This window comes from Paenibacillus sp. IHBB 3054 (genome assembly GCF_051594305.1).
GTDB lineage: Bacteria > Bacillota > Bacilli > Paenibacillales > Paenibacillaceae > Paenibacillus_AQ.
The window spans coordinates 67,179-86,816 of the sequence record NZ_JBOFBG010000030.1 but is presented as its reverse complement, the minus strand read 5'-3'; the positions used below and the strand labels follow the sequence as shown (position 1 = coordinate 86,816).

15 protein-coding genes are annotated in these 19,638 nt (G+C 51.4%); 5 read left to right on the top strand and 10 right to left on the bottom strand.

Annotated elements, in window-relative coordinates:
- Positions 1-338: 338 nt before the first annotated feature.
- Together ACQ76X_RS25540 and ACQ76X_RS25535 are read right to left on the bottom strand one after the other, a co-directional pair.
- Positions 339-545, bottom strand: a complete 207-nt coding sequence (locus ACQ76X_RS25540) for a hypothetical protein (RefSeq protein ID WP_038589412.1) — start codon at positions 543-545, stop codon at positions 339-341.
- A gap of 19 nt (positions 546-564) precedes the next feature.
- Entirely contained in the window at positions 565-1,146 is a 582-nt protein-coding gene (locus ACQ76X_RS25535) for an ATP-dependent Clp protease proteolytic subunit (protein ID WP_038589409.1), read from the bottom strand.
- 186 nt (positions 1,147-1,332) lie between these two features.
- On the opposite strand from ACQ76X_RS25535, the gene ACQ76X_RS25530 reads away from it, so the two are divergent.
- Both ACQ76X_RS25530 and ACQ76X_RS25525 read left to right on the top strand, forming a co-directional pair.
- Positions 1,333-2,073 carry a sigma-70 family RNA polymerase sigma factor gene (locus tag ACQ76X_RS25530; protein ID WP_438496547.1) on the top strand — a complete coding sequence of 247 codons (741 nt, stop codon included), beginning with the start codon at positions 1,333-1,335 and terminating at the stop codon, positions 2,071-2,073.
- A gap of 51 nt (positions 2,074-2,124) precedes the next feature.
- The gene (locus ACQ76X_RS25525) at positions 2,125-3,018 is read left to right on the top strand and encodes an NAD-dependent epimerase/dehydratase family protein (RefSeq protein ID WP_438496543.1); all 894 of its coding nucleotides are present in this window, start codon (positions 2,125-2,127) and stop codon (positions 3,016-3,018) included.
- On the opposite strand, the gene ACQ76X_RS25520 is transcribed toward ACQ76X_RS25525, so the two are convergent.
- Both ACQ76X_RS25520 and ACQ76X_RS25515 read right to left on the bottom strand, forming a co-directional pair.
- Positions 2,998-4,689 (bottom strand): methyl-accepting chemotaxis protein, encoded by a 1,692-nt coding sequence (locus ACQ76X_RS25520; RefSeq protein WP_438496542.1) that lies wholly within the window; start codon positions 4,687-4,689, stop codon positions 2,998-3,000. The genes ACQ76X_RS25525 and ACQ76X_RS25520 overlap by 21 nt on opposite strands.
- Positions 4,690-5,399: 710 nt before the next feature.
- Entirely contained in the window at positions 5,400-5,807 is a 408-nt protein-coding gene (locus ACQ76X_RS25515; protein ID WP_038589401.1) for a VOC family protein, read from the bottom strand.
- Positions 5,808-6,095: 288 nt separating this feature from the next.
- Between ACQ76X_RS25515 and ACQ76X_RS25510 the strand changes: the two genes are divergently transcribed.
- Complete coding sequence (locus ACQ76X_RS25510) at positions 6,096-7,076, top strand: zinc dependent phospholipase C family protein (protein ID WP_438496541.1); 981 nt, start codon at positions 6,096-6,098, stop codon at positions 7,074-7,076.
- 163 nt (positions 7,077-7,239) lie between these two features.
- On the opposite strand, the gene ACQ76X_RS25505 is transcribed toward ACQ76X_RS25510, so the two are convergent.
- The gene (locus ACQ76X_RS25505; protein ID WP_438496539.1) at positions 7,240-11,355 is read right to left on the bottom strand and encodes a choice-of-anchor I family protein; all 4,116 of its coding nucleotides are present in this window, start codon (positions 11,353-11,355) and stop codon (positions 7,240-7,242) included.
- A 201-nt stretch (positions 11,356-11,556) separates the two neighbouring features.
- Between ACQ76X_RS25505 and ACQ76X_RS25500 the strand changes: the two genes are divergently transcribed.
- The gene (locus ACQ76X_RS25500; RefSeq protein ID WP_438496538.1) at positions 11,557-12,714 is read left to right on the top strand and encodes a glycosyltransferase family 4 protein; all 1,158 of its coding nucleotides are present in this window, start codon (positions 11,557-11,559) and stop codon (positions 12,712-12,714) included.
- A gap of 299 nt (positions 12,715-13,013) precedes the next feature.
- On the opposite strand, the gene ACQ76X_RS25495 is transcribed toward ACQ76X_RS25500, so the two are convergent.
- Positions 13,014-14,033 carry a helix-turn-helix transcriptional regulator gene (locus ACQ76X_RS25495; protein WP_438496536.1) on the bottom strand — a complete coding sequence of 340 codons (1,020 nt, stop codon included), beginning with the start codon at positions 14,031-14,033 and terminating at the stop codon, positions 13,014-13,016.
- A gap of 328 nt (positions 14,034-14,361) precedes the next feature.
- Here ACQ76X_RS25495 and ACQ76X_RS25490 point away from each other — a divergent pair, with 328 nt between their 5' ends.
- Positions 14,362-15,348 carry a phosphotransferase enzyme family protein gene (locus ACQ76X_RS25490; protein ID WP_438496535.1) on the top strand — a complete coding sequence of 329 codons (987 nt, stop codon included), beginning with the start codon at positions 14,362-14,364 and terminating at the stop codon, positions 15,346-15,348.
- 176 nt (positions 15,349-15,524) lie between these two features.
- Here the strand turns inward: ACQ76X_RS25490 and ACQ76X_RS25485 are convergent, their stop codons facing one another.
- The 4 genes from ACQ76X_RS25485 to ACQ76X_RS25470 all read right to left on the bottom strand — a co-directional run bounded on the left by ACQ76X_RS25485 (position 15,525) and on the right by ACQ76X_RS25470 (position 19,573).
- Positions 15,525-16,907, bottom strand: coding sequence for an ABC transporter substrate-binding protein (locus tag ACQ76X_RS25485; protein WP_438496534.1), 1,383 nt, complete (start codon positions 16,905-16,907; stop codon positions 15,525-15,527).
- A gap of 110 nt (positions 16,908-17,017) precedes the next feature.
- Positions 17,018-17,842: a carbohydrate ABC transporter permease gene (locus ACQ76X_RS25480; protein ID WP_438496533.1), complete on the bottom strand. Its 825-nt coding sequence runs from the start codon at positions 17,840-17,842 to the stop codon at positions 17,018-17,020.
- Positions 17,839-18,693 carry a carbohydrate ABC transporter permease gene (locus ACQ76X_RS25475; protein ID WP_438496546.1) on the bottom strand — a complete coding sequence of 285 codons (855 nt, stop codon included), beginning with the start codon at positions 18,691-18,693 and terminating at the stop codon, positions 17,839-17,841. Before ACQ76X_RS25475 ends, ACQ76X_RS25480 begins: the two co-directional genes overlap by 4 nt.
- Positions 18,694-19,000: 307 nt before the next feature.
- Complete coding sequence (locus ACQ76X_RS25470) at positions 19,001-19,573, bottom strand: GNAT family N-acetyltransferase (RefSeq protein WP_438496532.1); 573 nt, start codon at positions 19,571-19,573, stop codon at positions 19,001-19,003.
- Between the last annotated feature and the right edge of the window lie 65 nt (positions 19,574-19,638).

Genomic DNA, 19,638 nt, shown 5'->3' with positions numbered 1-19,638 from the left:
TTACTATATAAGTTGAACAAAAGAACTACCTAGAGGCAAAAGCAGCGGAGGGGAATTTTGGAACTGGAGGAGCGATAGCGACCGCCTTTGTCTACGGATTTCTACCGCTAAGAGCGGTATTGTTCAAGAAATCTGTAGACAACAGCGGCCGGAAGTCCAAACATTCACCGCAGTTGCGTTCTATGCCGGGTCGGTAAGCCTAAAGTTCAACTTAGATAACAAGTATAATTGATAATCGTTCTCAATGGCAATGACAATACTTAATGAGGTAATAAAAAATCCCCGAACCCCTTGGTAGGGCTTCGGGGATCATCCGGTTACAGCGGAACATTCCGGTCTTACTGCCCGAATCCGACTCGGGGACGCTCCCGCTCCTTCGTTTCCACGGCTACGGCACGGATAGAGCTGATCGGAATGTACAGTACCTGATATTCCGTACGGTATTTCACGAACCGCTCGTCGATCTCCTCCAGAACACCACCTCTGACACTGGAACCATCCAGAAAATTAACAGTGACCTCTTGCCCTTGCAATGCTGCCAGCATACCCATCCGCTCCATTCGCTTAAAGTTTGGTAATGATTTTGTCAATAATCCCGTATTCCAGCGCCTCTTCGGACGACAGGAAATAATCCCGGTCCATATCCTTTTCGACCTTCTCCACCGGTTGTCCGGTGCGCTCCGCAGTAATCCGCACAACCTTCTCCCGGATCTGCAAAATACGCTTGGCACTGATTGCGATATCACTAGCCTGCCCTTGTGCGCCGCCATGCGGCTGGTGGATCATAATCTCGCTGTTCGGCAGGGCGAACCGTTTACCTGTAGCCCCGGAGAGCAGCAGCAGCGAAGCGAAAGAAGCCGCAAAACCGGTACAGATCGTATTTATCTGCGGTTTGATTACCTGCATCGTATCATAAATTCCGAACCCTGCGGTAGTTGAGCCGCCCGGGCTGTTAATGAACATCTGAATATCCTTATCCGGCTCATCCGCCGCCAGAAACAACAGCTGGGCAATGATGCTGTTAGCCAGCTGATCGTCAATGGCCGCACCCACGAATACAATCCGGTCTTTCAGCAGCCGGGAATAAATGTCGTAAGAACGTTCGCCCCTGCTCGTTTGTTCAATCACATAGGGAATAATACTCATTCTTATATACCTCCTGTAATGTGCCTTAACTTTATACCCTGTAAACGGATCATGGCGGGCAAAGGATACGGGACATACAGAATTTTTAAATTTACGGATGATGCGTATCTTTTATGATGAGCTATTCGTTTATATAATAGAGGGAACAAATTAAATGGGATAGCCAGAAGGAGATGCGTAAGCGTGATGACCCTTGAAGAGTACAATACCGTTAACCATACCGGTGAGAAAAGTCTGCAGTCGCTTGGAGCAGTCCTGAACCGCTATTGCCTGACACTTACCCGGTCCAGCATTGAAGCCGAGGATTTGGCTCAGGAGACCTGGGCCAAGGCGCTGGGATACGGCAAATTTCCGGCCAATCCGAATCCAGAAGCCCTGCTGCTGCGGATCGCCAAAAATACATGGATTGATGTTGCACGGCGACGGGCTTCCCTGAGCCGCGCTTTGGAGCGCGGGCATTCACAGGCAGAGCCGTTAACGGGCGGAACGATTTCCGAAATTGAAATGGCCTTTCAGGCCCTAATGAAACACCTGTCTCCGCTGCAGCGGACGGCCTTTCTGATGCGGGATGTGCTGGGCTATTCTGCGGGTGAAACGGCGGATCAACTTGAAACAACTGAAGGCGCGGTGAAATCGGCGCTGCACCGGGCACGGCAGGCACTCGCAACCGTTAGAGAGGATCTGTCGGCGGACGGCGGGCCTGCGGTTCCGCTGGACGCCGATTACCGGCAACTCTTGTCGGCGCTGGCCGATGCCTATGAGCAGGGTCAAATCCCTGTCATGCTGGAGCTTCTCCGCCAGGAACATTCAGCGGAACTTACGATGGCTGTAAGCGCAGGTACCGTGCAGACGCTGCACTTTGCCAGCAGCAGCCGTTCAACCGCTAGCCGCAGCAGCACACATGCCGGGCTGCGGATGGCCGCCTAACCCAAGGCTTCAGACTGGTTAACTATTTGAATTTATAAAGGAGTGTATTGAATGAGGAACATACTTGTGCTTGGGGGAACCCGGTTTTTTGGCAAACGGCTGGTGGAACGGCTGCTCCGGGAGGGAGACAGCAAGGTAACGATTCTGACCAGAGGCCGGGCGGAAGACGACTTCGGGGAACAGGTCTCCAGGCTGAATGTGGACCGCACGGACGCCAAAGCGCTTGCCGAAGCCGTCGGGGATACCTCTTGGGATGTGGTCTATGACAATATCTGCTTTTCACCGGATGAGGCTGATGCTGCAGGCCGTATTTTTGCCGGCACCGCTAAACGGTACATCCTCACCTCAAGCTTGTCTGTCTATGATCCAAGGCCGGAAGCTTTGACCGAAGCTGACTTCGACCCTGAAGTATACCCCTTGCGATTAGGTGCGAAGGAGGACTTCAACTATCAGGAGGGCAAAAGACTGGCCGAAACGGTCTTGCTGAAGCAGAACGCATTCCCCGTGGCTACCGTGCGCATTCCCATGGTGCTGGGCACGGATGATTATACGCGGAGGCTGCATTTTCATATCGAGCATGTCCGCGAAGGCCGGCCGATCGGCATCCCGAATACCCAGGCTGCCATCTCCTTCATCCGTTCGGATGAGGCGGCGGACTTCTTGTATTGGCTTGGCTTCTCCCAACTGACCGGACCGGTAAATGCATGCTCGGACGGGACTCTTACCATTGGGGGGATCCTCTCCATCATTGAAGCAGCCACGGGTAAGCAGGCGGTGATTGAGGCCGAAGCTGCAGATGAGGATATGTCTCCCTTCGGCATTACCGAGTCCTGGCATATGGATACAACAAAAGCCCGCTCGGCGGGCTTTCCATTCCTTGCACTCAGTGACTGGTTTCCGGAGCTGGTGACCCAGCTCAATGCTTCATTCGGCAATCGCGAGTAATTTTTCCGTTGGTTCGTTGAGTTCATTCCAGTGTTCTTCCAATACCAGCAGCTGACCGGATGGCGAGACGTCCCCGGTCACCTCTTCAATTTTGAAAATATTAATTTCCGTGAATAGCCGCTGCGAAATTTCGTTAATTTCCACTGCCTGCCGGGCAATATCGCGGATCGCCTTGTCCTGCTGCGTGCTGGAAGCATTGACCTCCTGAACGCCCGCAGCTGTCTGCTCGGCTACGGATGCTACAGAGTGAATGGATACGGCAAGCCGGGAATTAATCTTCCGGGTCAGCTCCACCTTATGATGAATTTGTCCAATTTGTCTGCTGATTCCGGTAATCGATCCGTCAATCGCCTCGAAAGATGCAAGGGTTTCCGCTACCTGGTGATCCTGCTGTTCGAGGCTTTTTTTCGTCTCCAGCATGTAGCCCTGAAAGTCGGTCATACTGTTCTGAAGCTCATGAATAATCTCGCTGATATGTATGGAGGAATCTTTGGTCTGGACCGATAAATGCCGGACTTCGTCAGCAATAACAGCAAACCCTTTGCCGGAAGCTCCGGCCCGCGCAGCCTCAATCGCAGCATTCAGCGAGAGGATATTTGTCTGCTTGGAGATTTCGGTAATGGAATTCGTGATCCGGGTAATATCCTGGGATTGCTCCACCAGCTTCTCCAGCGCTTGATACACCCTGCCAATGGAATCACGGGAATGCCGGGAAATCTGCTGCAGTGCGGTAACCGTCTCAGACCCTCTGCGGGTATTGTGATTGGCCGTTTCGCTTGTCGTGAGCATGGCATCGGTATGATCCGTAATCTCATCCACTTCCCGTTCCAGCTCTTGCAGCAGGACTGCACTTTGCTCGGACTGAACGGCTTGCTGATCCGCGCCCACGGAGATTTCCTGTATCGTTCTGATAATATCCTGATTGGTATCCGCGGTAATGGATGAGGATTGCTGGAAGGAATGCGAATAATCCGCCAGGGAAGAAGCAACGGACAGGGTCTGCCGCAGCATCTCCCGGACCCGGGTAACCATATGGTCAAAATGATAGCTCAAACGTCCCAGTTCATCATTATAAGGAGAGTTGATCTGCTGCCGTAAATCGCCATCGGCAATTTGCCGCAACGCATCCTGGAGCCTGCGCACCGGTCTCAAGAATGAGCGGATCAGCAGCCAGGCCAGCACCAGTGTAAACAGGAAAACTCCACCTGCGGCGTAAAGCACAATGGATACCGTTTGATCCAGCAGTGCAAAAGAATGATCCTGTGCCCTCTCAGCGTTCCCCGCGGCAGCGTCATATAGTTTCCCGTTAGTCTCCAGCATCGATTGATTTACAGCCGTTGCCTTCATATGCAGGGCGTCGATTTGTTCTAGTACCGTCAGCGGATCAAGGCTCTCATCCTCCATCGTCTTGACCAGTTCCCCGAATAACCCGGCATATTCTCCAGCCCGGGTCCGGAGCAGCTGCAGTTCTGCATACGCCGGCGTCTCCTGTTCAAAATCCATACTGGCAATCTCATCGGTAAGCCGCTGCTGCTTGTCCTTAAAAGGTGCGGCAAGCTCCACATCACTGGACTCGGCCAGCGAACTTTCCAGACCATCCAATTCCTGCAATAGCTGCGTGATCGTTTGAACGGTGATTCTTTTTTCCATCTCCGTCTTCTGCCGTTCCATAGAGAGCTCCACCTGATTAATCTTGTGTCCCTGGTACAGAGCCACCCCCAGGAAGATGAAAGTTATCGCAGAGAATACCAGAATCAACTTCCATTTCATAGATAGGTGTAGCAAGCTTCTTTTCAAGCGTATCATCCCTTCGTATCACGCCTACAATAGGTATATTTTACTAATAAGGTCATTATAGGAGCTGGATATTAAATACTCTCCAAGGTTTTGTATGCGGATCGTAAAGAATCTGTTGCGAAAATGTTAACAAAACCTGCACTGTGTGCTCAAAATCCCCCTATATCCCCATATCCGCTGAACGTCCGCTATGCTCCCAGCTATTTCAACCTGCTTACGGACCTCATGGACGTTATTTCCTCTCAAAGAGCCACCAAAGCTTCCATCCGGACCGGAATGACGCTATTACACTAAATCATCGTAGTTGGAGCGTTTTTAGGGCAAATAAGTTCTCTGGAATCCGCAACGTCAGCGATAAAGCTTTTTTTGACAAAATAAGGGCGCTGGGGTCCGAGTACTGCTGCTCAAACACGCAAGTGGAAACGGCTTTACCGTCCTCAAAAGGACGGTATCCGTTTCAGCGAGAAATAGAAGGATAATTTATAGCGTGAAGCATGTAAATTCTTATATTTTAAAAGCAAAACAAGCCCCCGGAATTCTCCGGAAGCTTGTTCTTGACCCATTACATATTCTAATTCACCCGCTTATTGAGCGCTTTCTTCCATATACATGACTTCCCACAGATGCCCGTCAATATCCTGGAAACTCCAGTTGTACATAAAGCCGTGATCTACCGGATTGTTAAAAGGCTTCCCGCCTGCGGCCAGCGCCTTCTGCACCAGCTCGTCCACCTCGGTTTTGCTGGAGGCAGAGATGGCCAGAATTACTTCTGTCTGACCGGATGTGTCGATGATCTTCTTGGAGGTGAAGGTGTTGAAAAACTCCTTCACCAGCAGCATCGCAAAGGTGTTGCCGTTGATGATCATACAGGTTGCGTTCTCATCGGTATACTGCGGGTTGAACTCAAAACCTAAAGCGGTAAAAAAGTTAATCGAATTCTGCAGATTGTCCACCGGCAAATTAACAAAAAGCTGGCCTGCCTGAAACCCCATTCTTCTCATCACCTCGGTAATTATTTGAGTGTATTCCGCTCGATTATAGCATGAATTACCGGAGGATGCCTCTAGTTGCGGGAACCCCGGACTCCAGTGCGTTTGCACAATTGCCACACTTTGCAGAGTTGATATTGGAGCTATACAAGAGTACCTTAGAATTAAGCGCAATATGAAACGCATCTGCAAAGGATACCCCAAGGATTACAATCCAAAGAAGCAGAATGCAATCTCTGTTAACACGAAGAGTTTAAGATGGAGCTATCTAAGCATAAAAGGGGTGGAGCGATGCCTAATATTTGGATGCATTTAGAGTATGGGCAGGTGCTGGCGGAACAATTTGCGGATCAGTTTCCTTTTCTGGGCGGGCTGAAGGAGCGGCCTGAATTGTATCAGCTTGGCTGCCAAGGACCTGATTTACTTCTATACCACAGCTTTCTGCCGTGGAAAAAAGATACCGGTGCCCTCCGGCTGGGCGACCTTATGCACTCTGTACACTGCGGTCCGGTGCTGCTGGAGCTCTGGCAAAAAATCCGCAGCCTCCCTCCTCCTGACCTTGCAGAAATACAGCAATATTTCCTTGGATTTCTGACGCATCATCTGCTGGACCGCAATCTTCATCCCTACATTAACTGGAAAGCGGGCTACAAGCACCGCAACCATCAGCGGTTTGAGATCGTCCTCGATACCGTGTTCATGCAACGACTGAAGCAAATCGATACCTGGCGGATTGCAGCCTGGAAAAAAATTCACGTCGGCTCGCGGCTCCCCCATACCGTTCACAAGCTCCTTCATGAAACCGCTGCAGCTTGGTATCCTGAAACAAGGGACCTACCGGATGAGATCTGGCAGGAGGCGTACCAGGATATGATTCTGGCCCATAAATGCTTATATGATCCCAAGGGCTGGAAGAAGTCGCTGTTAAGGGGAAAAGCGCGCCACCATTTCTACCAGCCGCTTTCCACAAGAGACGAGCAGCTGGATTATTTAAACGAAAAGCATGCGGAATGGCGGCATTCCGCGCTGTACTCCGAGGTCCGGACGGAAAGTGTCTGGGAGCTCTGGGAACAGGCGCTGGCGGAAGGGCGGAGTGTGCTGCAGGCCTTGGCCGATTGGCTGAACAGCAAGGTGCCCGCAGAAGCAGCCCGCACGCTGGAACAGTTCAAGCGGGTGCTCGGCAACCGGTCTTATGATACCGGCAAGGATTGCAGCAGCAATCTCAAGAATCAGTTCGCCGAACCGATCTGGGATTCCGGCATTAGCTCGTAAGGACATTTATATTTATTCAAGGGTGGAGCTCCGAAAGGGGCTCCTTTTCGTATTATTAGGTCAGCCAGAAACTTCTGGTTGGCCTATTTTTCTTGGCCTGCACACGAAAAACCCCTGACGCTCAGGAAGCGCCAGGGGTAGTCAAAGAAATCCGTTGCCGATTTCAGTCGGCAAGCTTGAGCAGTGCAGCCAGCATCTGCGCGGTTTCCTCACGCGTAGCTGCAGCCTTCGGCGCAAAGTTAACACCGCCATCCGGGGCGGTTTTGCCCGAAATGATCCCCGCCTGCTGGACAGCTGCAGCAGCTTCCAGCGCAAAAGAACTAATGGACTGCCGATCTGCGAATTCGGCAGTACCGCCGCTCACGGGCAGAGTCCAGTTCCGCTCATCCGCCAGACGGATAATCATAACTGCGAGCTGTTCGCGTGTAACCTTCGCCTTCGGCGCAAACTTCCCGTCTCCGGTGCCGTTTACGATTCCGCTAACGTTAGCCCAAGCGATTGCCGCTGCATAATAGTCATCCGCCTTCACATCTGTGAAGCTGCCGGACACTGCCGTGTTCAGCTCCGCCCCGGCCAGACGGGCCAATAGCAGGGCTGCATCTCCACGGCTCAGGTTGCTCTTCAACCCAAACTGGCTTTCGTTGATTCCGGAAATAATACCGCGTGCCGCCAGATACGTGATAGAGTCTTTGGCAAAGCTGGCAGCAGTATCGGTAAAGCCCGGGTTGCTGTAACCAACTGCATAAGCAGAGAAATGAGCGGTACGGAAGGTCAACTGGCCGGTCACCGCATTATAGCGGCTGCCAGGAAGCACAACCAGCTCGCCTGCCGCCGTAACATTGTAGGCCACTACCGCATTGGCATCCTCCGCAGATGACAGTGAATATGGGATGCTCACCAACGCTTTTCCTTCTCCAAAGCTGGATAGGGTACGGCTACCGGTTTGCACTGTAAGGTTGATAACCGGACGGTTGCCGACTGTGCTCCGCGCGGCTTCGCTTATACCTCCAGCGGGATTGCCCATGACACTGCCAAGATCGGTTCCCGTAATAGATAGTTTCACCGGTTCACCGTTTGCCGCAGTGTTCACTGCTATTACCGAAGTGCGGTCGAGCGAGACGGTTCCCTGACCGGCTGCGAATGTCACACTCTGCACAGCGCTGCCGGAAATCGCAGCCCAGACTGCGGCGGGAACCTCCAAGGTTACGGCTTTGGCCGCACTGCTTGTTGCAGCAACGCGGAAGACCAGCTCTTTGCCGGCAGAAGTTTTCAAGGATTCCAGCGCTGCTGCCACGGCTTCGGCAGTAACGGACAGAGTTGCCGCTCCATCCGCACCTGCTGCGGCCTTGAGTTCAAGAACAACCTTGGAGCCTTCAACAGTTACCGCCGGGGGTTGAGCTGCAACTGCCGGGGTCTGCCCCACAGAGCCACCTGTACCTGGATTCGTAATGACCGGATCAGCCGCCGCTACAGTCACCAGCGATTCGGCTACGCCATATCCATCCGCACTATATACGGAGACGGTCACCGTTCCCGCTGCCAGCGGAGTTACCGTCCCCTTCTGATCTACTGCAGCCACTGCAGGATTAGAGGAGCTCCAGCTAAGCGGTGATTTCTCCGGAGTTCCAGCCGCAGGAGTAACCTCAGCTTTGAGCGTTGCCGCTGTTCCTCCGGCTTTTAGAGAGAGTGACTTCTGGTCCAGCGTAACCTTTGTAACGTTTAATTGATATACCGCTACAGTGCCTCCTACCTCATTGGCTACCAGCACCAGCGGAAGTCCGGTCGGACTGTCCGTTGCCGGAATGAACTCGATGCCTTCCGGCCCGGTGTCCGTGGCGATATTATTTTTCGGCGTGAATTCACGGGAATTAATATAGTTGAGAAACTGCGGCTGCTCAGGATTACTGACATCGTAAGTCATCAGGCCGCCAATGCGCTCCAGGCCGATGAAGGCCAGCGCTTTTTGCCCCACCTTGCCTACCTTAACATATTCAGGCTCCGGTCCTTTTTTGGTGCTGCGGCTGTCCAGCGTTGTATTGCTGTTGCTTGCGTTGAAATAATCAGGCAGCCGCTCCGCTGTAATCCGCTCAAAATCACTGCCGCTGTCATACACCTGCATCAGCGTATCAGCCTCCCATACCGAGAAGGAACGGCCCCCGTACAAGTACATGCCGTCATGACCCATATCCGACATGACCTCTACACCGTCATATTTCGTATTTCCGTTCAGGAACAGTGCAGCCGCAGAGTCAGGTTCAAGTGCCCCCTTCATTTTGCCGATCGTGCTGGCATTTTCCTTGCTGTCCCATTCCGTGGCATCGCCCTCATTGGCCGTGAACAAGTAGGTCTTGCCGTTAACGGTATACTGGCTGATCCCATCCGGCATATAAACGCCGTAGAACGGGACATTTTCCAGCCTGCTCTTGCTGTCCTTCACGAGGTCAAGTCCATTTAGCGGATCGCTCAAATCCTTAAATCCAAGCCCCTTGACCCACAGCAGCTTGCGGGAAGCAATATCGACTGCAGCTACTGCATTGTTCTCCTGAAGGGTAATATAAGCGGTCTTCTGATCTTCGGACAGCTCGATAAATTCCGGCTCCAGATCACGGATTGCCTCTTCCTTTGTCCCCTTCCCTGTAATCAGCTTCGTTGCCGGATCAACCGCCCCGCGGATATGCACGAGATCGTCGATTCGCTCAGGGGTGTCGAACTTGACGTAATCCGCTGATTTCGCAGTCGTGTCAATGATCGTCACACTGCCTTCGGGGTCTCCCTCCAGTGTGCGGGGCTCGGCCTCGTCAGCCGTAAGAATAAAGCGGCCATCCCCGGTGAATTTGATCATATCGGGCTGGACTCCAGCCTCATAGGTATCCAGCAGCTTACCGTCATAATCCAGCACCAGAATTTTGCCGTTCTTCATGGCATCCGCTTCCTGTACGGCTACAGCAATCCGCTTCGTTGCCGGGTTGATGTCCACACTGGTCAGATCGCCATAGCTGAAGCCTCCGGTTTCCGCCAGCTGCTCCACGTTGATGCTCTTTTCCTTTTCCGGATGAATGCCGTCCTTCAGATTTACGATATCTACTGTCGCCGGATGCGTCGAACCGTTGACCAGATAGAACTTTCCGTTATCACGGTTATACTTGACAATCTCCGCCACACCGCCGTCTTCATTGGTAACCCCGACGGAATATCCGCCAATCTTTGTAATGCTGATAACATCCGTGACTGGCTCTCCCGCCGGTTTATCCACCGTCAGCGGGAGGCTCCCTTCAACCTTCATAGCAGGAACGCTGCTGTCATACACCGAGACGCTGACCGTTGCCGGACCTGCCGTCACCGGAGTTCCGCTGATTTTGCCGGATGCAACGTCCAGGCTCAGACCTTCGGGCAGCCCTGCTGCCTCAAAGGTATAAGGCAACGTCCCGCCATATACGGACAGTGTCACCGAATACGGGGACCCGGCCGTGGCGGCAGGCAGAGACTGGTCCGCCAGGCCAAGAGGCTGAACAGCCACGCCCCATGCTCCGTCGGCACTGCTATGGGGCTTCATCCGATTCAGCGTTCCCGCATCCAGTGAATCGAAGCTGATTTGCTTAAGATCCGTTTTATTGTTATCCGTATCGGCAAAATCGCTGCGCCGCACCGACTTCTGCTTCGAGGTGCCGCCGGATTTGCCGGTTGGATAGTCGCTTTCATAGCCGTCGATGGTTGAGCCGTTGTCATTGCCGGCCGTGCCGATCATATCCACGTAGAAATCCGGTTTATTGAGGAACGGATTTGCCGTTTCCAGCTGCGTAGTACTGTTCAGCAGCACCACCTTCATTCCTTTATTGTAAAAGAGGATATCACTCCATACCTGATCGCTTTTGCCGCTGATATCGCTTTTATAGTCGGGGTTCACTTTGCCGTCTGTAATCAGATAAGAAGAATGCGCGTTGATCGTGCCGGTCAGCTCCAGCTTGCTCCAGACTCCGTTCATGGTTGGATCTGAGTATTGCACGGACCAGCCGCTTAAATCCACAGCGGAATCCGTAGGATTATAAAGTTCGATATAGCCCTTGGAGAAGTACCCTCCCGTTGTTTCGACATCCCCGCCGCCATATATCTGGTTCACGACAATATGGGGAACGGTTACATCATAAACGCCGCCAGCGGTATACGGAGTGCCGGACCCGGGTGCTGCTGCAGCTGTTGCCGGACCTGCGTTCCACGCCGGGCCCACTGCCAGTTCTGCGGCAATCAGCAGAGAAAGGATTGTTTTGCCTGTTGAATTCAAGTGATTGTCACTCCAATACTCTATAGATTTTTTTCTACTATAGAGGACGAGTATGTTCTGATTTGCCGATTTGCATAAACGGAGTGTAAACCCCAGAATAAATCGCCACATGAAGGCGGAAATGAGTTGATCCCCCGATAACCTCACTGAAATATTCGCCTGGTATGATCAAGACAACAAGAGTACCGGGAGGGATTATCCATGCGTATTGCCTTGTTTACGGACACCTATCTTCCTCAAACCAACGGAGTCGCCCGCACGCTTCACCGGCTTGCCGGCCATTTACACCGCCGCGGCATCGAGCATCTGCTCTTCACCCCGAAATCTGCCCCTGAAGAACGTTTCGCCGATCCAATCCGTCCGATTGCCAGTATCCCCTTTTTTCTGTATCCCGAGTGCCGGCTGGCGCTGCCCGGCATGTCCTCCATCCAGCACGAGCTGCGGTCCTTCCGGCCTGATCTGCTGCATATGGCCACCCCGTTCAACATCGGCCTGTACGGTCTCCGCTATGCCCAGAAGCAGAACCTCCCTCATGTTGCCTCCTACCACACCCACTTCGACCGTTATCTTCAATACTACCGGATGAGAAGAATCATTCCGCTCTACTGGAAATACATGAAATGGTTTCACCGTTCCTGCGATGCCATCCTGGCCCCTTCGCGGGAGACAGAAGCTACACTGCGTTCCCATGGCTTCACCCGGCTGCGGTTATGGTCGAGGGGAATTGACTGCGGTCTGTTCACACCGGAGAAACGCAGCGGACAGGTACGGGAGCGTTACGGAATTACGGCACCGGTAGTATTGCTTTATGTAGGACGGATTGCTCCGGAAAAAGATATCCCCACTCTCTTAACCGCCATGCGGCAGCTGCCGGAATCCACGGCTGCGGCGGTTCATCTGCTGGTGGTGGGAGACGGCCCGCTACTGCCGGAGCTGCGGGCGCAAGCGCCGCGCAATGTAACCTTCACCGGGTGCAAGCACGGGGAGGAGCTGGCAGAGCTGTATGCCTCGGCAGATGTATTCGTGTTTCCCTCCAGCACGGAAACCTTCGGCAACGTTGTTCTGGAAGCGATGGCCTCGGGCCTGCCTGTCATCGCTGCCGGGGCAGGCGGCACAACGGATCTGGTCTTGTCCGGTGTGACCGGGTCATTGTTTGAACCGCATCATCCGGGGGAACTGGTGAAGGAAATCTGCACTATGGCGGATCAGCCGGAGCAAAGGATGGCTATGGGCCGGGAGGGACGGCGGCTCGCGCTCGGCCGCTCTTGGGAGCATATTTTTGACGGGCTGATCCGGGATTACGAAGAGGTGATTGAAAACCGGCGCTCGAAGAGCCGAACGGGGATATTTACAGCCTAGTGTTATGAAGAGAAATAGAACTGCTGCCGGAGTTTCCGGTGTACAATCTAAAGGGTGAAGCCCGAATGACGGCAGGTCCTATCGGGAATGTCGGTCGGTATAACTACACCTTTGAGGGATTTCCCCGCTGGTGCAGGGAGGGATCGCATAATTCTGCCCGCAAAAAACAGCGCGTTTCTTCCCCCTCCGGAAAGGGTGGAGAAACGCGCTGCAATCCCTACACTGCACAATCAATAATTACAACATTCTGCTAAACTCTTTTATGTAATAGTAATCGTACGGCAAAACAGCTTTGTTCTTCACTTTTCGGTATCCAGACCTTTGCAGAGCGCCAATTCTTTGGTCGTACATTCGGCGTATTTATTCAGAAGATTTCCGGCATGGTCCGCCATTCGCTGGCGCAGTGACAGAGGTTCAAGCACTGTAAGCTGATGGCCGTACAGCAGCAGTGTTCCGAACCAGCCTTTCTCCTCTTCCGGGACGGTGAAGCCCATGACCAATTCCTGATCCCGGACTTCTAACAGCACCGCATTGGGAAGGAGTTCCTCCATTAACACCCTGAGACCTGCAGGACATGCAAGCTTAACGGTTATGTACGGCCGGTGATCCTGCGCCTCCGCCAGCAGACTTTCCGCATCCCGATGTATTTTTGAAAAGGTCCCGTCCGTGGCCCGAAGCTCCCGGATTCGTGAAAGACGGAACAGCCGGTATCCGCAATTGTCACAGCAATAAGCGAATAAATACCATGCATACCACTTATAGGTTAAGAGCAATGGCTCGACATTTCTGTCTGCCACCTCATTCCTTGCATTGGTGTATTGAAAGTGAACCACCTTTTTCCGGCGGATGGCATGCTCTATAACATGAATTGCCTCTGCCGTGCCCGCTCCTTCCCGGAGAACCCCCAAATCAAGCTGAAAGGGCTGCGGCATTGCCTCCTTCTCCGGTGTTAAGGACATGATCTTCTCCATGGTATCCTCTGCGCGTCTGCTGCTGTAGCCCGATACCAACCCTTTCAGGGCGGCCAGAATATAAGCGTAATCCTCGGACTGAAGCAGCTGTCTGTGCATTTTAAAGCTATCGAGTATGTAATAACCTCCGTTAGTGCCTTGCAGCGATCCCACCGGAATCCCGGCGAGCCCAATGGATTCGATGTCACGTTGAATCGTACGCGGTGATACCTCGAATTTCCCGGCCAGCGCACGGGCACTGACCACCTCCCGATTGAGCAGATAGACTACGATCCCCAGTAAACGGTTTATTTTCATCTGATTCACCTGTTTCTCCTCAAGCTGATGCTTCATCGCTAATTCTATCATCCGATACATCCGGGAGGTTTGTAAAGGAAGTATCCTACCCTTAAATGCCTGAAAGATGGACATCAGCCGAATGTGCTGTTAAAAGATAACAAAGTCATAGTCTGACGAAACTTTCGAAGAGAAGAACTATTAAAAAAGACTCCTTGAAAAAGGAGTCTTGTCTAATCATAGTATGTGTCCGAAACTTCATGAACAGTACGAAAATAAAATGATTTGCACTTGATTATTATTCTATTTGATAGAAAACTATAAGTCTATATTTTATTTGAAAATACGGTTAGTCTGAGGTTATACCCGGCCGGGAATTGCTGAAGAGATGAGGTTCAATATGGTAAGTAAAGAACTGTTAGGCAGAGCTGCAGAATCCTTTGGGTTTGAAGTTGATACATTGGTTTTCCTTAGCAATTCGTGTAATGAAGTGTACCGGTTTTCCAAAAACAACCAGCTCTACATCTTACGATTATCTGAGAAACCTCCTGCATATGTGAAAAAAATAAAAGCCGAAGTGGATTGGGTATCTTATTTGGTGCAGAGGGGCGTGCGTGCCTCATTGCCAATCCAAACCTCGGATCAACAATTCGTTGCCGTTTACAGAGAGCAGGATCAATGTTACATTGCTACAGCTTTCCGTATGGCATCTGGACGTTTTTTTGATAAAAACAATCTGCAATTGTGGGGCCCCCCGATATTCAATAAATGGGGAGAAACCATGGGAATAATGCATCTGCTCACAAAATCCTATACTGCTGCAGATGCTGCTGCACAAAGAGATGACTGGGGAACATGGAACATGGATAACCCTTATTTACAACAAGGCCGATATCATATCCTGCTTGAAAAATTGAAATCCCTGGAGAATACGATCGCTTCTCTACCTAAAGATACTCAATCGTATGGATTGATCCACAACGATTTTCATCCCTATAATTTTCATATTGACAATGATGACATTACGGTTTTTGATTTTGATGACAGTATATACGGCTGGTTTGCGCTGGATATTGCAATTGCGACAACTCATGCCGTGTGGTGGGGATCTCCGGCGGAGGATCGAAAATCTAAAAATGACTTTGCAAAACGATTCTTGGATGAATTTTTAACAGGCTACTTCAAGCATAATGACTTAGATACCTATTGGGTTAAGCAGATTCCTATGTTCATGGACTATAGGAATCTATGCTCATACTTCTGGTGGCTGAATAGCTGGGACGGAGATGAGAGGCGCCTGTCTGAATTTCAGCAAACTGCAATTACCCAAGCCATAAATCTTATTCAATCTGGTCAGAGATTTGATGGTTGCGATATACAATTATAGGCCACCCTTCGTTCATCCAGAGTCGCCGCTATTACTATTGTTGGGTCGTTTAATCCTTTATTTATAGATCATTTAACGTGGAACATCTAGATCCTTATATAACAAAAAGAAGCCGGGCATCTGCCCGGCCTCCACTTCAGCTGTCGAATGCAGCCCCATTCATTGACTTCGGATTTCTATTTCACCGTAGCATTGTACTGGCCGATTTTCTCGGTAATCTGTTTGCCGGCATCCTCCAGCGCCTGTTTAGGCTCTTTTTGTCCGTTTAGTGCTTCTTCAATCGCACCTTCAACAATCTGGCGTGCTTCGGGGAATACGCCCATTACCGCACCCGAGGTCGCCGTTGAAGCACTCGAAGCATGAAGCTGGTCAACAGCAGTCTGGAACTGCGGATATTTCACCATATTATCCTTGAGCACCTGCTGCTCATAAGCAGCTTTGTTAATCGGGAAGTACCCGGTGCTTACACTCCATTTTGCCTGAACCTCCGGCGAGGCCACATATTTGATAAATTCCCATGCCGCCTTCTGCTGCGCTTCCGGTTTGTTGTTCATAATATACAGGCTGGCTCCTCCGACAATCACTCCGCCGTCCTTTGCCGAGGCAGGTTTCGGCAGGAAACCAGTGCCAACTTCGAATTTGCCGCCAGCCGCCTCTACCATATTGCGCAGCGAAGCCGTAGAGTTCAGTGTCATCGCTACCTGACCTGCGGCGAACGCGCTGTCCGTGTCGTCGGTGTCCCGTCCCAGATTGGCGACTACTTTATCGTCGACCATCTTTTTCCACCATTTCAGAGTGCTTACACCGGCATCCGAAGCCAGCAGCGATTCTGTGGCAGCGGCTTCGCGCCCATTGCCGTTATTAACATAACCTGCGTTCTGATTGGCAAACAGCTGCTCCATGAACCAGCCGTAGATGGCAATTGTCGCTCCGGCTTTACCGTCTTTGCTTAATGCTTTGGCAGCGGCTTCGAATTCCTCAAATGTCTTAGGCGGGTTCTCTGGATCAAGTCCGGCTGCTTTGAAAGCATCTTTATTATAATAAAGAATCGGATTGGACGTATTGAATGGCATCGCATTTAACTTATCGTCAATCGTATAGTATCGGATAATGTTGGGTTCCAGACCTGACAGATCAAAACCGTCCTGGTCGATAAACTGCTGCACCGGTGTGATCATCTTCGAATCAATCATAAACTTGCTGCCGATTTCATAGACCTGGATCAGATCCGGTCCGCTGTTCGAGCCGATCGAGGCTTTCAGCTTGTTCAAGCTTTCATCATATTTACCCTGGTACACCGCTTCTACCTCGATGCCGGTCTGGCTGGCATTGAAGTCGGAGACAATCTGATTAATCGCTTTTTCACCCGCACCGGACATAGAATGCCACCAGCTGAGTTTTACCGGAACGGCAGCGGCACTGACTTCCCCATCGCTGCCTGAGGAGGTGCTGCCGGCTGCATTATTGTTCTCATCTGCATTTGAATTGTTGCCGCAGGCAGCAAGAACCAGCATCAGGCTCGCAAGCAATGGAACCATACCTTGTTTGAATCGTTTCATTCTAAGTATCTCTCCCTTTTCCCCTATAATTTGGATTGAAGAAGCTATATACGTATTCATCATCTGCTATAAGCAGCTGACTAGCTTTTAGCTCTGCGCATCCCGACACTCTACCCCTTCAGTGCACCGGCCGCCATGCCCCGGACAAGCTGCTTCAGCCCGAATACCAGCAGCAGCAGCGACGGCAGAATGGCCAGTGTGATTCCGGCAAATACCAGATTCCACGAGGTCGATTCCTGAAATTCAAGCATGGAGATTCCGATCTGCACCGTCCGCATCGGTTTGCTGTTCGTAACAAGCAGCGGCCAGAGATAGGAATTGTACATGTTCAGAAAAGAGTAGACAGCCAAGGTGCCCAGTGCCGGTCTGGAGAGCGGCAGCATATGAAACAGAAAGTAGCGAATATGTCCGCAGCCGTCGATTTTGGCTGCCTCAAACAGCTCTTTGGGCAGCTGCATAAAAAACTGCCGAAGCAGGAAGGTGCCGAAGGCCGTCGCCAAAAAAGGTATGGTCAGGCCCTGATAGGTATCCAGCCAATCCAGGCTGCGTACAGTCAAATAATTGGGAATCATCGTCACTTCCCAGGGAACCATCATCGTGGCCACGAACAGGCTGAACATCAGTGATTTCCCTTTGAAATTCATCTGGGCGAAGGCGTAAGCTGCCAGACTGGCGGTAATCAATTGGCCGATCATGACAATGCCGGATACCAGAAAGGTATTGCCGATAAAGGTGGCGATCGGAATAATATCGAACACTTCGCTAAAGTTTGCCGGATGAAAGGAATGCGGAACGATGGACGGCGGATAAGCGCTGGCCTCTTCCGGGGCCATAACGGCCATGAAGAAGCTGTAGAATACGGGATACAATACCAGTGCCGCCACCACAGTGAGCACACAGTAGGTAAGTACTTGTCCTGCTTTTGGCTTTTTCATTGATAGTGCACTTTCCTTTCCACCCATTTGAACTGGATCAGCGTCAGCAGCATAATAACCAGAAACAGCATCAGTGCCTGGGCGCTGCCCGTTCCGAAGCGGAAGTTGACAAAGGCCTCACGGTAGATGGAGTATACAAACACGTTGGTACTGTTCATCGGTCCGCCGGCGGTTAAAATATTGATCTGGCCAAACGCCTGGAAGGCACTAATAATCGAAACCACGAGCACGAAGAATAAGGTCGGGGACAGCAGAGGCAAGGTGATCTTGCGAAATACCGTGACTGCTCCCGCTCCGTCAATTCTGGCACTTTCATAGATTTCGTCCGAAATGCCCTGCATTCCGCTCGACAGGATGATGTAATTGAACCCGAGATTCATCCATACCGTCATTAATGAGATAGAGAGCAACGCGGTATCCGGATTGACCAGCCATGCCACCGGCGTCATCCCGGCAAGCTCCAGCAAGTAATTCAGCATACCCAGCGTGGGATGAAACAGGAATTTCCAGATCACTGCCGCCGATCCAACAGACAGCACCATGGGCAAAGAGAAGGCGAACTGGAACAGCCGTTTGCCGCGCAGCTGATTGTGGGTAAGCGCCGCGAGCACAAGTGCAAGCAGTAGGCCGGTCGGGACCGTCAGGAGGGCAAACAGCGCCGTCACCCGGATACCGTCCAGAAATAGTCCTGAAGTGAAAAGGGCATTGAAATTGTCAAAGCCGACATACGCTGCGATTCGTCCCGCCGGGTCCGTACTGTGCAGACTTAAATATACGGATTTCAGCAACGGATAGAATAAAAACACACCGAACAGCAGCAACGAAGGAGCCAGAAACAGGTAGGCAAGCATATTCTCCTGAACCTTCAGCTTGCTTAAATATGCCGGTCGTAAGGGAACTCCAGCCGATGCCGCTTTTTCTCTTGCAGGCAGGGTTAATGAATTCTCCAGTTCACTCAAAATGGAAGCCTCCTAATGACCTAACAGTCCGCTTTTATCTTCTTACTACCTCTGCAAGTGTAAGGCTTGGATGTCAACGCAGCATCAGGAGGATGGCAAGCCAGCGTTAAAATTATATAAATTTTGTAAACGGAGAGATAAATTATCTCAACTATTTATACAAAAAAAGACCTCCTCGATTTCTCAAGAAGGTCTCTGCTTACACTTGTTGTTCTGCCGCTTTCTCATGGTTCAGATTCAGCCATTCCTTACCAAGCACGCCATATGCAAAAGTATCATGCCATTTCGGCATACCTTGTTCATCGGTTTTAAAATAGCCCGTCTGGAGAAAATGCCCCTCCCGCCGCAGCTTCAGCCGTTCGAGCAGCCGCCAGGATGGTGTATTCCGCGGATCACAATGGGCGGTTACCCGTCTGATTCCTAAAGTATTGAAGCCGTACTCCAGCAATGTGCGGCAGGCTTCAGCCGCATAGCCGCAGCCCTGATACTCACGGTTGAACACATAGCCAATCTCCCAAGTCTGAAACTCCTGCGGATGCTGCTCCTGAAAGAATAAGTTGCCGATTACTTTGCCTGAATCCTTCAGGCACACTGCCCAAAATGCCTGATCCCTGGAACGTCTCACCGCCTCAGCATGGCTGTCTTCTTCATTGTAAACACCATAAGGCTCATATTCTACAACCTCTTCGCAGGAGAGATATTCGTGCAAATCCTGCCCATCATCCGCTCTGAATCTCCGAAGCACTAAACGCAACGTTTCCAAAACTTCCATTAACCCTCATCCTTTTGCTGCTTTGATTATGAAGAGACCTTCATCTGCAATTGCTGCTCAATAAT

Excerpts from the sequence above, each read along its gene's own strand:
- ACQ76X_RS25470 (WP_438496532.1), bottom strand. The coding sequence starts at position 19,573 with ATGGAAGTTTTGGAAACGTTGCGTTTAGTGCTTCGGAGATTCAGAGCG.
- ACQ76X_RS25515 (WP_038589401.1), bottom strand. The coding sequence starts at position 5,807 with ATGGGGTTTCAGGCAGGCCAGCTTTTTGTTAATTTGCCGGTGGACAAT.
- ACQ76X_RS25525 (WP_438496543.1), top strand. The coding sequence starts at position 2,125 with ATGAGGAACATACTTGTGCTTGGGGGAACCCGGTTTTTTGGCAAACGG.
- ACQ76X_RS25490 (WP_438496535.1), top strand. The coding sequence starts at position 14,362 with ATGGTAAGTAAAGAACTGTTAGGCAGAGCTGCAGAATCCTTTGGGTTT.
- ACQ76X_RS25520 (WP_438496542.1), bottom strand. The coding sequence starts at position 4,689 with ATGGAACGGCAGAAGACGGAGATGGAAAAAAGAATCACCGTTCAAACG.
- ACQ76X_RS25480 (WP_438496533.1), bottom strand. The coding sequence starts at position 17,842 with ATGAAAAAGCCAAAAGCAGGACAAGTACTTACCTACTGTGTGCTCACT.
- ACQ76X_RS25485 (WP_438496534.1), bottom strand. The coding sequence starts at position 16,907 with ATGAAACGATTCAAACAAGGTATGGTTCCATTGCTTGCGAGCCTGATG.
- ACQ76X_RS25535 (WP_038589409.1), bottom strand. The coding sequence starts at position 1,146 with ATGAGTATTATTCCCTATGTGATTGAACAAACGAGCAGGGGCGAACGT.
- ACQ76X_RS25495 (WP_438496536.1), bottom strand. The coding sequence starts at position 14,033 with ATGATAGAATTAGCGATGAAGCATCAGCTTGAGGAGAAACAGGTGAAT.
- ACQ76X_RS25540 (WP_038589412.1), bottom strand. The coding sequence starts at position 545 with ATGCTGGCAGCATTGCAAGGGCAAGAGGTCACTGTTAATTTTCTGGAT.
- ACQ76X_RS25500 (WP_438496538.1), top strand. The coding sequence starts at position 11,557 with ATGCGTATTGCCTTGTTTACGGACACCTATCTTCCTCAAACCAACGGA.
- ACQ76X_RS25530 (WP_438496547.1), top strand. The coding sequence starts at position 1,333 with ATGACCCTTGAAGAGTACAATACCGTTAACCATACCGGTGAGAAAAGT.
- ACQ76X_RS25510 (WP_438496541.1), top strand. The coding sequence starts at position 6,096 with ATGCCTAATATTTGGATGCATTTAGAGTATGGGCAGGTGCTGGCGGAA.
- ACQ76X_RS25475 (WP_438496546.1), bottom strand. The coding sequence starts at position 18,693 with ATGCTTGCCTACCTGTTTCTGGCTCCTTCGTTGCTGCTGTTCGGTGTG.